12 protein-coding genes and 1 pseudogene are annotated in these 13,876 nt (G+C 69.1%); 6 read left to right on the top strand and 7 right to left on the bottom strand.

Features of this window, described 5'->3' with window-relative positions; translation table 11 throughout:
* The first annotated feature begins 116 nt into the window (after positions 1-116).
* On the top strand, positions 117-1,319 hold the full coding sequence (locus ACIBJH_RS10985; protein ID WP_399116539.1) for an ROK family protein: 1,203 nt from the start codon (positions 117-119) through the stop codon (positions 1,317-1,319).
* 417 nt (positions 1,320-1,736) lie between these two features.
* Positions 1,737-4,457, top strand: coding sequence for a pyruvate, phosphate dikinase (gene ppdK / locus ACIBJH_RS10990; protein ID WP_399116540.1), 2,721 nt, complete (start codon positions 1,737-1,739; stop codon positions 4,455-4,457).
* 129 nt (positions 4,458-4,586) lie between these two features.
* Here the strand turns inward: ppdK and ACIBJH_RS10995 are convergent, their stop codons facing one another.
* From ACIBJH_RS10995 to ACIBJH_RS11010, 4 genes are all read right to left on the bottom strand, one after another.
* Entirely contained in the window at positions 4,587-5,027 is a 441-nt protein-coding gene (locus ACIBJH_RS10995; protein ID WP_399116541.1) for a hypothetical protein, read from the bottom strand.
* Between the two features lie 212 nt (positions 5,028-5,239).
* Complete coding sequence (locus ACIBJH_RS11000; protein WP_399116542.1) at positions 5,240-6,037, bottom strand: GntR family transcriptional regulator; 798 nt, start codon at positions 6,035-6,037, stop codon at positions 5,240-5,242.
* A 7-nt stretch (positions 6,038-6,044) separates the two neighbouring features.
* Positions 6,045-6,461 carry a TIGR03668 family PPOX class F420-dependent oxidoreductase gene (locus ACIBJH_RS11005; protein ID WP_399116543.1) on the bottom strand — a complete coding sequence of 139 codons (417 nt, stop codon included), beginning with the start codon at positions 6,459-6,461 and terminating at the stop codon, positions 6,045-6,047.
* A 77-nt stretch (positions 6,462-6,538) separates the two neighbouring features.
* Complete coding sequence (locus ACIBJH_RS11010) at positions 6,539-7,018, bottom strand: excalibur calcium-binding domain-containing protein (protein WP_399116544.1); 480 nt, start codon at positions 7,016-7,018, stop codon at positions 6,539-6,541.
* 183 nt (positions 7,019-7,201) lie between these two features.
* On the opposite strand from ACIBJH_RS11010, the gene ACIBJH_RS11015 reads away from it, so the two are divergent.
* Positions 7,202-8,128 (top strand): oxidoreductase, encoded by a 927-nt coding sequence (locus ACIBJH_RS11015; protein ID WP_399116545.1) that lies wholly within the window; start codon positions 7,202-7,204, stop codon positions 8,126-8,128.
* Positions 8,129-8,144: 16 nt separating this feature from the next.
* On the opposite strand, the pseudogene ACIBJH_RS11020 reads toward ACIBJH_RS11015, so the two are convergent.
* Both ACIBJH_RS11020 and ACIBJH_RS11025 read right to left on the bottom strand, forming a co-directional pair.
* Positions 8,145-8,267, bottom strand: a pseudogene (locus tag ACIBJH_RS11020) (short-chain dehydrogenase); the annotation flags it as partial.
* 14 nt (positions 8,268-8,281) lie between these two features.
* A complete protein-coding gene (locus ACIBJH_RS11025; protein ID WP_399116546.1) occupies positions 8,282-8,866 on the bottom strand; it encodes a DinB family protein in 585 nt (194 codons plus the stop codon).
* A gap of 203 nt (positions 8,867-9,069) precedes the next feature.
* On the opposite strand from ACIBJH_RS11025, the gene ACIBJH_RS11030 reads away from it, so the two are divergent.
* Complete coding sequence (locus ACIBJH_RS11030; protein WP_399116547.1) at positions 9,070-9,858, top strand: class I SAM-dependent methyltransferase; 789 nt, start codon at positions 9,070-9,072, stop codon at positions 9,856-9,858.
* A gap of 113 nt (positions 9,859-9,971) precedes the next feature.
* Here the strand turns inward: ACIBJH_RS11030 and ACIBJH_RS11035 are convergent, their stop codons facing one another.
* Positions 9,972-10,892: a LysR family transcriptional regulator gene (locus ACIBJH_RS11035; RefSeq protein WP_399116548.1), complete on the bottom strand. Its 921-nt coding sequence runs from the start codon at positions 10,890-10,892 to the stop codon at positions 9,972-9,974.
* 153 nt (positions 10,893-11,045) lie between these two features.
* On the opposite strand from ACIBJH_RS11035, the gene ACIBJH_RS11040 reads away from it, so the two are divergent.
* The gene (locus ACIBJH_RS11040; RefSeq protein ID WP_399116549.1) at positions 11,046-12,446 is read left to right on the top strand and encodes a M20 family metallopeptidase; all 1,401 of its coding nucleotides are present in this window, start codon (positions 11,046-11,048) and stop codon (positions 12,444-12,446) included.
* Between the two features lie 95 nt (positions 12,447-12,541).
* Positions 12,542-13,858, top strand: a complete 1,317-nt coding sequence (locus tag ACIBJH_RS11045; RefSeq protein WP_399116550.1) for an MFS transporter — start codon at positions 12,542-12,544, stop codon at positions 13,856-13,858.
* Positions 13,859-13,876 lie beyond the last annotated feature (18 nt).

The following is a 13,876-nucleotide window of genomic DNA, read 5'->3' on the forward strand; positions in this document are numbered from 1 at the left end:
GACTCCACGAAACACGTCGTGCCGACCGGTTCGGTCATGGCTACCGTAGGGTTACGTCTATTTAACACGCAAAACTCAATATGTAATGCAGGGTTGAGAAACACAAGGGGGTGCGCATGACTGGACGAGGTCAAGCGAGCGCCGGCGATCTGCTCGAACTGGTGCGCACCGGGCGCGCCACGACCCGCGGCGCCCTCCAGCAAGTGACGGGCCTCTCACGCGCGACCGTCGGCCAGCGCCTGGACCGGCTCTTCCGCGCGGGCTGGCTGCGCGAGGGCGCGGGCGGTCCGGTGGACTCCCCGCTGGGCGGTCGCCCCTCGATCACCCTCGAATTCGACGACGCCCATGCCGTAGTCCTCGCGGCGGACCTGGACACCCGCCACGCGCGCGCGTGCGTCCTCTCGCTCACCGGCGAGATCCTCGCCGAGCACGGCGGCACGCTGGTGATCGAGGACGGCCCGGACGCCGTGCTCGGCGAACTCGGCCGCTGGTTCGCCGAGTTGCTGGAGAAGGCCGGACACCGGGCGTCCGAGGTCTGCGGGATCGGTCTCGCGGTCCCCGGCCCGGTCGACTCCGACACCGGCCGGGTCGTCCAGCCGCCGATGATGCCCGGCTGGGACGGCTACGACATAAGAGGCCGCCTGGCCCGCGCCTTCACGGACCACACCGGCGCCCCCCGGGTACCGGTCCTCGTCGACAACGACGCCAACCTCATGGCCTACGGCGAACAGCGCACCGGCCACCCCGACTGCCAGGCCTTCGTCCTGGTCAAGGTCTCGACCGGTATCGGCGCCGGAGTCGTCGTGGGCGGTTCCATCTTCCGGGGGATCGACGGGGGTGCCGGCGACATCGGCCACATCCGGATCCCGGCGGGCGCGCAGGCCCTGTGCCGCTGCGGGTCCTACGGCTGTCTCGCCGCCGTGGCCAGCGGTGGCGCCGTCGCGCGACGGCTGGCCGAGACCGGGGTGCCGGCCGCGTCCGGCTCGGACGTACGGGACCTGCTGGCCTCGGGGCACCCGGGGGCGGCGGCGTTCGCCCGCGAGGCGGGACGGCAGGTCGGCGACGTCCTGGCGACCGTGGTGACCCTGCTCAACCCCGGGGTGCTGATGATCGCGGGAGACCTGGCCGGAACCTCCTTCCTCACGGGCGTACGGGAGCTGCTGTACCAGCGGGCGCTGCCGCGCTCCACCGCTCATCTGCACGTACTGACCTCACGGCTCGGGGAGCGGGCCGGTCTGGTGGGGGCGGGTGCGCTGGTCGTGGAGTACCTGTACGCGCCGGAGCGGGTCGAGGAGCGGCTGCTCGCGCTGGGCATGTGACGTTCACATTTCGGTCGGGAGGCCTGTCCGGCGGGCGTCCGCATGGTGAAATCCCGTCGGGTGTGGAAGCGTGATTCTCACCACCTTTGATAGGGGTGGCGCTCAGGTGAGCGGATCTTGGGCGGCTGCACTTCTCCAAGGGGTGGCACTCCGTGCCACCCCTTGATCGTTCATCGATCGAAATCAGGCGAGCGTGTAGCCCGCTCAGGTGAGCGGAAAATGCCGCAGATGGGCCTGTCCGCGTTCAAGAAGTGAAAACACTCGACGGCATTCGCTTGCCGAGCCTTGACTTTAGATCCGCTGGCGGACGACTGGTTACGGACGCATGACATGCAAGTGGACGTACCCAGGCGCCTTCGATCTGGGTATGTTCCTGGCCGTCAGGGCAGCCACCCGCGTCCCGAGGAGTCGAGACCCGTGTCGGAAAACAAAGAACCCCACGTAGCGAAGTTCGTCTACGACTTCACCGAGGGAAACAAGGACCTCAAGGACCTTCTCGGCGGCAAGGGTGCCAACCTCGCCGAGATGACGAACCTGGGCCTTCCCGTGCCCCCCGGCTTCACCATCACCACCGAGGCGTGCAAGACCTACCTCGACAGTGGCGAGGAGCCGGCGGCACTGCGTGACGAGGTGAGTGCACACCTCGACGCCCTCGAAGCGACCATGGGCAAGCAGCTCGGGCAGGCCGACAACCCCCTCCTCGTATCGGTCCGTTCCGGGGCGAAGTTCTCCATGCCCGGCATGATGGACACCGTCCTGAACATCGGCCTCTCCGACAAGTCCGTGCAGGGCCTGGCGAAGCAGGCCGGCGACGAGCGCTTCGCGTGGGACTCCTACCGCCGCCTCATCCAGATGTTCGGCAAGACCGTCCTCGGCGTCGACGGCGACCTCTTCGAGGAGGCCCTCGACAAGGCCAAGGAGACCAAGAAGGTCACCGTCGACACCGAGCTGGACGCGGCCGACCTGAAGAAGCTGGTCACCCGCTTCAAGCGGATCGTCAAGACCGAGGCGGGCCGCGACTTCCCGCAGGACCCGCGCGAGCAGATGGACCTCGCCATCCACGCGGTCTTCGACTCCTGGAACACCGACCGCGCCAAGCTCTACCGCCGCCAGGAACGCATCCCGCACGACCTCGGCACCGCCGTCAACGTCTGCTCGATGGTCTTCGGCAACCTGGGCCCCGACTCCGGCACCGGCGTCGCCTTCACCCGCGACCCGGCCAGCGGCCACCAGGGCGTCTACGGCGACTACTTGCAGAACGCGCAGGGCGAGGACGTCGTCGCCGGCATCCGAAACACCGTGCCCCTCGCGGAACTTGAGCAGATCGACAAGAAGTCGTACGACCAGCTCATGCAGATCATGAAGACCCTGGAGAACCACTACAAGGATCTCTGCGACATCGAATTCACCATCGAGCGCGGCCAGTTGTGGATGCTGCAGACGCGGGTGGGCAAGCGGACGGCGGGCGCGGCGTTCCGTATCGCGACCCAACTCGTCGACCAGGGCCTGATCGACGAGGCGGAGGCCCTCCAGCGGGTCACCGGCGCCCAGTTGGCGCAGCTGATGTTCCCGCGCTTCGACGACGAGGCCAAGGTCCAGCAGGTCGGCCGGGGCATCGCGGCCTCACCGGGCGCGGCGGTCGGCAAGGCGGTCTTCGACTCGTACACGGCGGTGAAGTGGTCGCGTTCGGGCGAGAAGGTCATCCTGGTCCGCCGCGAGACCAACCCCGACGACCTCGACGGCATGATCGCGGCGGAGGGCATCCTGACCAGCCGGGGAGGGAAGACCTCGCACGCGGCCGTCGTGGCGCGCGGCATGGGCAAGACGTGTGTCTGCGGCGCGGAGGAACTTGAGGTCGACACGAAGCGCCGCCGGATGACGGTGCCCGGTGGTCACGTGGTCGAGGAGGGCGATGTGATCTCCATCGACGGTTCGAGCGGCAAGGTGTACCTCGGTGAGGTCCCGGTCGTCCCGTCCCCGGTCGTGGAGTACTTCGAGGGCCGGATGCACGCGGGCGCGGACGACGCCGACGAACTGGTCGAGGCCGTCCACCGGATCATCGGATACGCGGACCGCGTACGCCGGTTGAGGGTCCGCGCCAACGCGGACAACGCCGAGGACGCGCTGCGCGCCCGCCGCTTCGGCGCCCAGGGCATCGGCCTGTGCCGTACGGAGCACATGTTCCTCGGCGACCGCCGCGAGTTGGTGGAACGCCTGATCCTGGCCGACACGGACACCGAACGCGAGGAGTCCCTCAAGGCGCTGCTCCCGCTCCAGAAGGCGGACTTCGTAGAACTGTTCAAGGCGATGGACGGACTCCCGGTGACGGTCCGCCTGTTGGACCCGCCGCTGCACGAATTCCTCCCGGACATCACGGAGTTGTCGGTCCGAGTAGCGCTCGCGGAGTCCCGCCAGGAGTCCCACGAGAACGACCTGCGACTCCTCCAGGCCGTCCACCGCCTGCACGAGCAGAACCCGATGCTGGGGTTGAGGGGTGTCCGGTTGGGCCTGGTGATCCCGGGCCTGTTCACGATGCAGGTGAGGGCGATCGCCGAGGCCGCCGCCGAACGCAAGGCGGCGAAGGGCGACCCGCGCGCCGAGATCATGATCCCGCTCGTCGGCACGGTCCAGGAACTGGAGATCGTCCGCGAGGAGGCCGACCAGGTCATCGCGGAGGTGGAGGCGGCGACGGGAACGTCCCTGAAGCTGTCCATCGGCACGATGATCGAACTCCCGCGCGCGGCACTGACGGCGGGCCAGATCGCGGAGGCGGCGGAGTTCTTCTCCTTCGGCACGAACGACCTCACCCAGACGGTGTGGGGCTTCAGCCGCGACGACGTGGAGGCGTCGTTCTTCACGGCCTACCTGGAGAAGGGCATCTTCGGAGTCAGCCCCTTCGAGACGATCGACAGGGACGGCGTCGGCTCGCTGGTGAAGCTCGCGGCGAAGGCGGGCCGCGAGACCCGCCCGGACCTCAAGCTCGGCGTCTGCGGCGAACACGGCGGCGACCCCGAGTCGGTCCACTTCTTCCATGAGGTGGGGCTGGACTATGTCTCCTGCTCGCCGTTCCGGATCCCGGTGGCGCGGCTGGAGGCGGGGCGGGCGGCTTCGGTGGCGCAGGGGAGCGATCACCGGTAAAGGACCCCGGGACAACCGTCGGTCATCCTGACCCTCACCGACACGACGGCGGTTCCGGATCACGAGAGAGGGCGGCACCCCTGTGCGGGGGGTGCCGCCCTCTTGTGCTGGTCGCGCCAGGTCCGCGAGTTACCGGCAGCCGGCGATGGTGTGGCAGTCACAGCCGCAGCGAGGTGCCAGCAGGATGCCTGCGGATCCCGGTAGGAATACGTCCTGCGTTTGGCGGCATTCGGTGTGCAGGTCCAGGTAGCCGGGGCGCTTCGCCAGCGCGCACTCGTCTGAGGACGGGGGAGCCTCAGCGGTGGTGCGCGGGCTCTTGACAGCAGTCGGGAGAACGGAGTCTGCCGCTACGGACACCCCATACCTGGAGCGGGAGTTGGCTTCGGCGACGCCCGCGCTCAGTGCCTCCGCCGAGCCGGTGGACATGAGCTGTTCCGGCTGAGCATCCCACTCCATACCGCCGCCGAGCGGCCTGAGTTGTACGTACGGGCCCACGAAACCCATGACCTTGCCGACTCGGTGGGTGGCCGTGTCCTTCATGATGTCGCCGACATGCGGTGTGTCCGTCATCGTGTCACCTCCCCCGACAGGACTGCTCCGACCAGTTCGAGGGTTCGCGATAAAAGGCGCATATCGACTCCTTCGCAGTCGGCGGCACCCCGAGCGGTGTGTCGAGGCACCGCCCCCACTTGTATATCCAAGCTGCGGCAAGCGTAGCGAGGTGAGCTTGGATATACAAGTTGCTGTCGAGGGTCGGCGTATGAGGCTGACAGAGCCCGAGATCAGGGCACGTCGATGACGTACTGGAAGAGGTGGCGGTCGCCGGGTACGCGTGAGTCCAGTACTTCGACAACTTGCCCGTCGTCGACGTAAGCGCTACGCAGTACGCGAGCCAGGGGAACGCCGGGCGGGATGCGCAGTGCGCCGACCTCCGGCGGGGAGGGCATGCGAATTTCCAGGTCCTCGACGAAGCGGACGATCCGCCGGCCTACGGGCCCGGCGGGATCCTCGATGAGGGCACTCACGCCACCGGGAATGCGGCCGGGCCTGTCCACAGGGCTGTCGGCGAACAGTTCCTCCGGGTAGTAACCGTCCACCAACTGCATGGGCTCGTCGTCGATGAAGAACGCGCGCCGCCGGACGATCACCGAGGCATCCGCCGACAATCCGAGCCGCTCCGCGACTTCGGCCGGGGCGGGAACCCTCTCCACGGACAGGATCTGCTGCCGTGCCCGCTGCCCCTGTGCCGCGGCCTCGGCGGTGAAGTCGCTCATGCCGGTGGCGCGCCGCTCACGGAAGTTGGCCCCGGTCGTCTGCAATCGCACTCGGGGTGGCTGCCGTACGAACACACCTCTGCCTTGTTCGCTGATCAACAGTCCGTCGGCCTTGAGCAGGGACAACGCCTTGCGTACGGTGACCCGGGTCGTGCCGTACTCGTCCTTGAGTTCGTTCTCCGACTTCAGCTTCTCGCCCGGCGTCAGCCTGCCCGCCGCGATCGCTGCCCGCAGGTCGTCCGCGATCCGGCGGTACGGAGGAAGATCTTGGTCCGGCATGTACGCCACCTCGGATTCGGCTGTCACGGCAAGGCTATGTGAAGGCCCAACCGCTCCACCGCTCGACCCGAATGGCGACCACGGGGCCTTCAGGAGGGGAGTTCCCGTACTGGTCGTACTTGCCGCACAGCAGCTCCACCGCGCGGTGCTGTTCCTCTCCGTCCTCCAGCACTTCGCCGAGACCGTCGGCGCGAGCCCACCACAACATCGACCAGTCGTCGGCGTAGTGGTCCACGAGCACCGTCACCGACGGGTTCTCCCTGATGTTGCGCAACCGCCGCAGATTCCATGTGCTCTTGGGCTTGTGGTCGACAGCGAAGTACACGGCGTCATTCAGGACGACGAAGGTGACGGGGACCGCGTGAGGTACCCCGTCGGCGTCGGCTGTCGCCAGCCGGGCGACGGGTGACGCGGCAAAACGTTCCCGGGCGACGAGTGGCGAGAGCTTCATGCGGTTCACCGTAGCGAGGCTCCGAGGCCGGTTGGGGGTGACAGGGCAGTGAGCGCACACCGCCGCCTCCTTCCCCGTCACTCGCAAGCGACCCCGTCCCCGTCCCGGTCGAGGTGGGAGTCGTAGCCGGGGTCGCCCCGGTAGAGGGGTGTCACGCCAGCGGCGCGGGCGGCGGTGCAGTTCGTGTAGTAGGTGCTGCCGCCTCCGCCGGAATCGGAGCCGGTGTCGCCGGAGCCGCTGCCCGCCGCCGCGTCTGCCGTCACCGTCTTGGTGACCTTGACGGTCTTCGTCGCGGTCACCGTGGGCCCGGGCGACGGAGTCGCCGTCTCCGTCGCGGTCGCCGTGACCGTCATCGTCGGTTGGGGCTTCGCCGCCGCCGGCTTCGCGTCGGCCGTCGTGTTCTTCTTCGTGTCCTGGCCGGAGCCGCCGGCGCCCAGGCCTATGAGGAAGGTCAGGGCGAGGGCCGGGAGTACGTACCGCTTGCGGGCCCAGCGGGGTGCGGGCCGGTCCGGCTGGGGAGCCGGTGGTACGGGTGGCATCGCGTATGGATGGGTCATCTCGTCCCCCTGTGTCCGGTGTGGCCTGGAACGTAACGCAGGGACGGGGCGCGCGAAGGGGGAGTGACCAACCCGTGATGGTCCGTGATCGTCGGGTCACTCGGCGTGGGGGGAGCGGGGCCGGTCCGGCTCTCGTACGCTCTTCGTGCACCGGGATGCACGCGTCGACGGAAGGAGCCGCCCATGTCCGGTTGGAACGAGAAGGCCGTGCCCGATCAGCGCGGCCGGGTCGCCGTCGTCACCGGGGCCAACAGTGGGCTCGGCTACGTCACCGCTCGGGAGTTGGCGCGGAAGGGCGCCCGGGTGGTGCTCGCCTGTCGGAGCGAGGCGCGGGGGATCGAGGCCGCCGACCGGATCGTCGCCGAAGTGCCGGGCGCCGAGGCGCAGTTCGGGCAGTTGGATCTCGGGGACCTGGGCTCCGTAAGGGAGTTCGCGGCCACGTTTCCGTACGAGCGGCTGGATCTGCTCGTCAACAACGCCGGGGTCATGGCGATGCCGTACGGCACGACGGTGGACGGCTTCGAGACGCAGTTCGGTGTCAACCACCTCGGGCACTTCGCGCTGACCGGGCTGTTGCTGCCGGCGCTGCTCGACGCGCCGGGCGCCCGGATCGTCACGGTCTCCAGCTTCATGCACACGCTCGCCAACATCGACATCGACGACCTCAACAGCGGGCGCCGGTACGGTCGTTGGACCGCCTACTCCCGTTCCAAGACCGCCAATCTGCTCTTCACGCACGAACTGGCGCGGCGGTTCGCGGCGGCCGGTTCGGGAGTGGTCGCGACCGCCGCCCACCCCGGGTACGCCGCCACCAACCTCCAGACCGCCGGGCCGCAGGCGGAAGGGCGCAGGGGTGCGGAACGGGTCATGGAACTCGGCAATCGCGTCTTCGCCCAGTCGGCGGAGGCCGGTGCGCTGCCCTCCCTCTACGCCGCGACCGCGCCCGACGTACGCCCCGATTCCTTCTACGGTCCGCGAGTTGCGATGTGGCGCGGGGCCCCGGCACGCTCTTGGCGCGCACCCTGGACCCTCAACGACGCGATGGGGCAACGACTTTGGGAGGCCTCGGAGGAGCTGACGGGAGTCGTTTACGACCAACTCAAGGCGTAGGAGCGTGTGTTCAGGCTGGGAGCGTGGCACGTACGCGTTCGGCGCGGTCGGCCTCCGTCTCGCCGGGGCGCAGGGGCATGGGGGTGTCGGTGGCGCCGGGGCTGACCACGATGATACGGACGCCCTCGCGGATGTGGTCCGTGGTAAGCCTGACTAAGCCTTGATTGCTGCGGCCGACCTGGCGGCCTGCTCGATCTTCGCGCAGGAGGCCGCACGGGCTTCCTCGTCGATCTGCTGCTCGTGTTCGGGGCGCATCCCCGTCCGGCCGTCGAGGCCCTCGCGCAGGATGTCGGCGTGGCCGGTGTGCCGGATGGTCTCGCCGAGGACATGGACCAGGATGGCGAACAGGTTCGTGTTGGAATACGGCTCCGGCCACCACGGCGCGTGGCCGGGCGCGTCGAGGGGAAGCTCGTTGATCGTCGCGTCCGAGTGTTCCCACGTGCGCCGGTAGAACTCGATGATCTGATCGCGGGTCTCGTGCTCGGTGGCCCACAGGTCGTTGCCGTTGTAGTCCTGCCACCGGGACAGCGGTTCCGGGGAAGGACGGTCGAAGACCTCGCCGAAGTACATGGCCTCGACGGTGGCCATGTGTTTGACCAGGCCTAGGAGGTTGGTCCCGGTTGCTGTCAAAGGCCGGCGGGCGTCGTATTCGCACAAGCCGTCGAGTTTCCACAGCAGCGCCTTGCGGTCCCGCCGCAGTCTTTCGTGCAGGTTGTCCTTCGCGAATTCATCGATCATGCGGCATGAGCCTGCCATGGGCTGCTCGTGGTCTCAAGGTCCCGTACGTGGCCCGCAACGACTGGCAGAGCCGAGGCCTGGCGTGTGGATGCGAGTGGCAGCGTCCCTGACCAACCAGCCCCCTTACTGCTGACCGCCGCGGGCGGGCCGCGGCTATGGCCGCATCCAGGAACCGAACTGCTGCAGCGCACGTCTCCCGCACCATGATCTCAAGCGAGCGCCAAGAGCACGCGATTTCCACCAAGCTGGTCTCGCCGTCCGCAGTGAGTGTGAATCCGTCGAAGACCAACGACTACAACAACTTCGCCGAGGCGTACACGGCCTCAAACGAAACCAACCTGGTCAATGCCTACTACGAGCGGCCCGCGATGCTGGCCCTCGCCGGAGACGTGGCCGGTCGGCGGATCCTCGACGCGGGCTGCGGCTCGGGGGCCCTGTTTGCCGCGCTGCGCGACCGTGGCGCCATGGTGAGTGGCTTCGACACGAGTGCCGGGATGCTGGAACTGGCTCGGCAGCGGCTCGGCGACGGTGCGGACCTGCGGGTGGCGGACCTGGGCAGCCCGCTTCCTTACGCTGATGACACGTTCGACGATGTAGCGGCGTCCCTGGTGCTGCACTACCTGGAGGACTGGGGGCCGGCGCTGGCCGAGCTGCGACGCGTACTCAGGCCCGGCGGTCGGCTGATCGCGTCTGTCGACCATCCCTTTGCCATCAACCTCATACACCGCGAGGCCGGTCGCGAGGCCGAGTGCAACTACTTCGACACCACCAAATGGACCGTGGAGTGGACCGTGGGCGGCCAGACCGCCCTGGTGAGCAGATGGCACAGGCCGCTGCACGCGATGATCGAGGCTTTCATCGGGGCCGGTTTCCGGATATCGGTCATCAGCGAGCCGGAGCCCGATCCCGCCGCCCGCGAACTGTTCCCCGAGGCCATCGCGGCCATGCCGCGCTTCCTGTGCTTCCTGTTCTTCGTCCTGCAGGCCGAGTAGCAACCAGAACGACCTGACCGCTGGGAAGCACTCAGCTGTCATCGTCGTCGGCGTGAGGCTTATGTGCAGGTCATGCAGGTCATGCAGGTCATGCAGGTCATGCATGCCGTGGATCAGGGGGACCGGTCCCGCCGCAGCGCCCCCACCAGCAGTTCGGTGAACTGTGCCGCGGGCCATGACGGTCGGCGTCCCGTCGCCGTCTGCACCTGCGCCTCACGCTGCCGGAACACCGGGTGGTCGACGGGGACGTACGCCACGCCCTCGGCCGAGGTGTCCTGCCCGATGCCGCCGAGATCGCCGAGATCGCCGACGAGCGCGAGGCCCCCTCCCGCTCGCACGAACTCGTACTGCGGGCCGAGGCTGTCGCAGACCAGCGCGGGGCGGACCGTGATCCCCTCCAACTGGGCGCCGATGTCGAAGAGTTCACGCTGACTGGTGCCCGGCGAGGCCAGGGCGAGCGGGTAGGCGCAGAGGTCGGCGAGGCCGATGCGGTCGCGGCCGGCGAGTTCATGGCCGAGCGGGACGATCGCGGCGACCGGGACCACTACCGCGCACTCGACACGGACGTCGTGCTGCGGGCCCATCGTGTACGTGACGGCGACATCGGCGAGCCCCTCGACCACGCGACGCGTCGCCTCCTGGCGGTCGACTACGTCCACGCGGAACGTCATCCCGGGGTGCTCGCGGCGGAAGTCGGCGACCGTCCGTGGCACCAGCCGCCGCGCGAACCCCTCCGAGCAGGCGACGGCGACACTGCGCGCCTGCGCTCCCCGCCCCGTCCTCAACTCCTCGAGGAGCGCGGTCGATTCGGTCTCCGTGCGGCGGGCGTGGGCCAGCAGCCGGGAGCCCGCCTCGGTCAACGTCATCCCGCGCGGATGCCGGGCGAACAGCGGGACCCCGATGCCGGACTCCAGCTTGGCGATCTGTCGGCTGATCGCCGAGGGCGCCACGTTGAGCGCGTTGGCCGCCTCGGTCACCGAGCCGGTGCGGGCGACTTCCAGGAAGTAGGCGAGGTTCACCGGCAGGAGCTGCATGGGGATTCCTTGTGGTCACGTAGTGCGTTGCCGAAATCAGAACGCATCGCGTCACAAACGGCAATGGTCGCACGCCGGAATCCGTCCTACGCTGCTGGAACCACGAGACGGCGCCACCCCGGCCGACCCCGCCCTCCCTGGAGAGATCTTCCCGTGATCCCTGAGAAACTGGCCCGTAAAGCCGAGGAGTTCGTCGACTCGGGCGCCTTCTTCACCGAGCTGGCCACCATGGTCGCGTACGCCACGGAGAGTTCCCGGCCGGAAGGCCGCCTTGCCATTGAGGCATACCTCGACGAGGTGCTGACCCCGGCCCTGACCGCCCTCGGCTGCGCGGCCGTCCGGTACGACAACCCCGACCGGGCGGGCGGCCCCTTCCTGGTCGGCACCCGCGTCGAGTCACCCGACCTGCCGACCGTGCTCGTCTACGGCCACGCCGATGTCGTCGAGGGCCAGGCGGGCCGGTGGAGCGAGGGCCGCGACCCGTGGACGCTGACCGCGGAGGGTGAACGCTGGTACGGACGCGGCGCCGCCGACAACAAGGGCCAGCACCTGGTCAACCTCACCGCCCTGCGGCTACTCCTCGCCGACCAGGGCGAGTTGGGCTTCAACCTGACCTTCCTGCTGGAGTCCGGCGAGGAGATCGGTTCACCCGGACTCGACGAATTCGCCGCAGCACACCGGGAGTTGCTGCGCGCCGACGTGCTCGTCGCCTCGGACGGACCACGTCTGGACGCCACCACACCGACCCTGTTCCTCGGCGCGCGCGGCGGCCTGCAACTCCAACTCACCACCGATCTACGGCCGGACGCCTACCACTCCGGCAACTGGGGCGGCCTGCTGCGCAACCCCGCGACCACCCTCGCCGGCGCCGTCGCGACCCTGGTCGACGGCCACGGCCGTATCCGCGTACCGGAGTTGCTGCCGCCCGCGATCCCGGCGGCGGTCCGCCAAGCGCTCGCCGGTGTCGAGGTCGCCGCCTCGCCCGGCGACCCGGTGCCGGACGAGGGCTGGGGCGAGCCCGGACTGTCCGGCGCCGAACGGCTCTACGCCTGGAACACCCTCGAAGTCCTCGCCCTGGGCGCGGCCGACGTCGAACGGCCGGTCAACGCGATCCCCGGCACCGCCCGCGCGGTCCTCCAACTCCGGTACGTCGTGGGCACCGACGTCGACACGGCCGCCGAGACCGTCGCCCGGCACCTGGCCGCGCACGGGTACCCGATGGTCGACGTCCGCGTCCTCGGCCGCTTCGCCGCGAGCCGCACCCCGCTCGACGACCCGTGGGTGAGCTGGACCCGGACCACGCTGGAAGAGGTCGCGGGCCGCCCGGTCGCCGTACTGCCCAACATCGGCGGCTCGCTGCCCAACGCCGTCTTCACCGACGTCCTCGGCCTGCCGACCCTCTGGCTGCCCCACTCCTACCCCGGCTGCCTCCAACACGCCCCCGACGAACACCTGTTGGCGTCGATAGCCCGTGAGGGCCTGGTCCTGGCGACCGGTCTGTTCCACACCCTCGGCCATCCACCCACGGACCGGCCGCTGCCCACGCACGCATAACACCGCCACGCACGCACAACACCTGAGCGTCCCCGAGTCTCGGCACCCGCACCCCGTCCGGCCCCCCTCCCCAACACCCGCCGGAAGGACCCCCGATGACCGCTCCGTCGCCCCAGCCCACCCAGTCCACTCGTCCCGACGACACCCGAAGCCCCGGCCGCCCCACCGCACGCCGTGCCATCGCGGCGGCCACCATCGGCAACGCCCTTGAGTTCTTCGACCTCGCCCTGTACGCGCTGATGGCGTCCTACATCGGCCGCACGTTCTTCCCCGGCGGCAACCCCGGCGTCCAACTGGTGCAGGCCTACGCCGTGTTCGGCGTGACCTATCTGATCCGGCCGCTCGGCGGGCTGCTGCTCGGCGCGTACGCGGACCGCAACGGCCGTAAGAAAGCACTGGTGTTGTCGATCCGGCTTATGGTGCTCGGCACGCTGCTGCTGGCGGTCATGCCCGGCTACGCGACCCTCGGGATCGCGTCGACCCTGGGGATCGTGCTCGCGCGGCTGATCCAAGGGTTCGCCGCCGGGGGCGAGTTCGGGGCGGCCACGTCCTTCCTGGTCGAGCACGACGAGCGGCGCAAGAGTTTCCTCGGCAGCTTCCAGTTCGCCAGCCAGGGCCTGTCCACGCTCATGGCGGCGGGCTTCGCGGCGGCTCTCACGGCTCTGCTGTCCGATGCCCAGATGACGTCGTGGGGCTGGCGGGTGCCGTTCGCGTTCGGCCTGCTGATCGGCCCGGTCGGGTATTTCGTACGCCGCTACATGGACGAATCCCCGGTACTGGCCCCGGAGTCGGAGTCGGCCGCCCCGACGCCCTCCCCGATCGTGTCGGTCTTCCGGCACCACTGGGGCGGGCTGCTGATCGCCGGCGGTGCGCTGATCGTGTCGACGGCGCTGAACTTCATGCTCCAGTACCTGCCGACGTACGGCATCGGTCAACTGGGCCTGGACGCCTCGCTGTCGTTCACGGCGCTGCTCATCGCCGGGGCCGTCCTGACCTTTGTCACTCCGCTCGTGGGGCTGCTGGGCGACCGGCACGGCAGGCTGGGCATCATGATCCCGGCCGCGCTGCTGATCGGCGTGAGCGTGGTGCCGCTCTTCCTGTGGCTGAACGCCTCGCCGTCCTTCCTCACTTTCGCGGCGTGCACCACCGTGCTCGCCCTGCTCAAGGCGGTGTACTTCGGCACGCTGCCGTCGGTGATGGCCGACATCTTCCCGGCCCGGGCCCGCGCGACGGGCCTGTCCTTCAGCTACAACACCACGGTCGCGCTCTTCGGCGGCTTCACACCGACGATCGCCGCGGCCCTCATAGAGACGACCGGTTCGCCGGTGTCACCGGGCTACTACCTGCTGGCCACGGCCGTGTTGAGCACCGCGGCCCTGACGACCGCGCTGCGCACCGGCCGGGTCCGCTGACGGGGAGTGCCGGGCGCT

Origin of the sequence: Streptomyces sp. NPDC050548, from assembly GCF_044457385.1 — a bacterium.
GTDB lineage: Bacteria > Actinomycetota > Actinomycetes > Streptomycetales > Streptomycetaceae > Streptomyces.

Bases quoted from the DNA above. Each gene is read 5' to 3' on its own strand.
- ACIBJH_RS10985 (WP_399116539.1), top strand. From the start codon at position 117: ATGACTGGACGAGGTCAAGCGAGCGCCGGCGATCTGCTCGAACTGGTG.
- ACIBJH_RS10995 (WP_399116541.1), bottom strand. From the start codon at position 5,027: ATGACGGACACACCGCATGTCGGCGACATCATGAAGGACACGGCCACC.
- ACIBJH_RS11005 (WP_399116543.1), bottom strand. From the start codon at position 6,461: ATGAAGCTCTCGCCACTCGTCGCCCGGGAACGTTTTGCCGCGTCACCC.
- ACIBJH_RS11010 (WP_399116544.1), bottom strand. From the start codon at position 7,018: ATGACCCATCCATACGCGATGCCACCCGTACCACCGGCTCCCCAGCCG.
- ACIBJH_RS11015 (WP_399116545.1), top strand. From the start codon at position 7,202: ATGTCCGGTTGGAACGAGAAGGCCGTGCCCGATCAGCGCGGCCGGGTC.
- ACIBJH_RS11025 (WP_399116546.1), bottom strand. From the start codon at position 8,866: ATGATCGATGAATTCGCGAAGGACAACCTGCACGAAAGACTGCGGCGG.
- ACIBJH_RS11030 (WP_399116547.1), top strand. From the start codon at position 9,070: ATGATCTCAAGCGAGCGCCAAGAGCACGCGATTTCCACCAAGCTGGTC.
- ACIBJH_RS11035 (WP_399116548.1), bottom strand. From the start codon at position 10,892: ATGCAGCTCCTGCCGGTGAACCTCGCCTACTTCCTGGAAGTCGCCCGC.
- ACIBJH_RS11045 (WP_399116550.1), top strand. From the start codon at position 12,542: ATGACCGCTCCGTCGCCCCAGCCCACCCAGTCCACTCGTCCCGACGAC.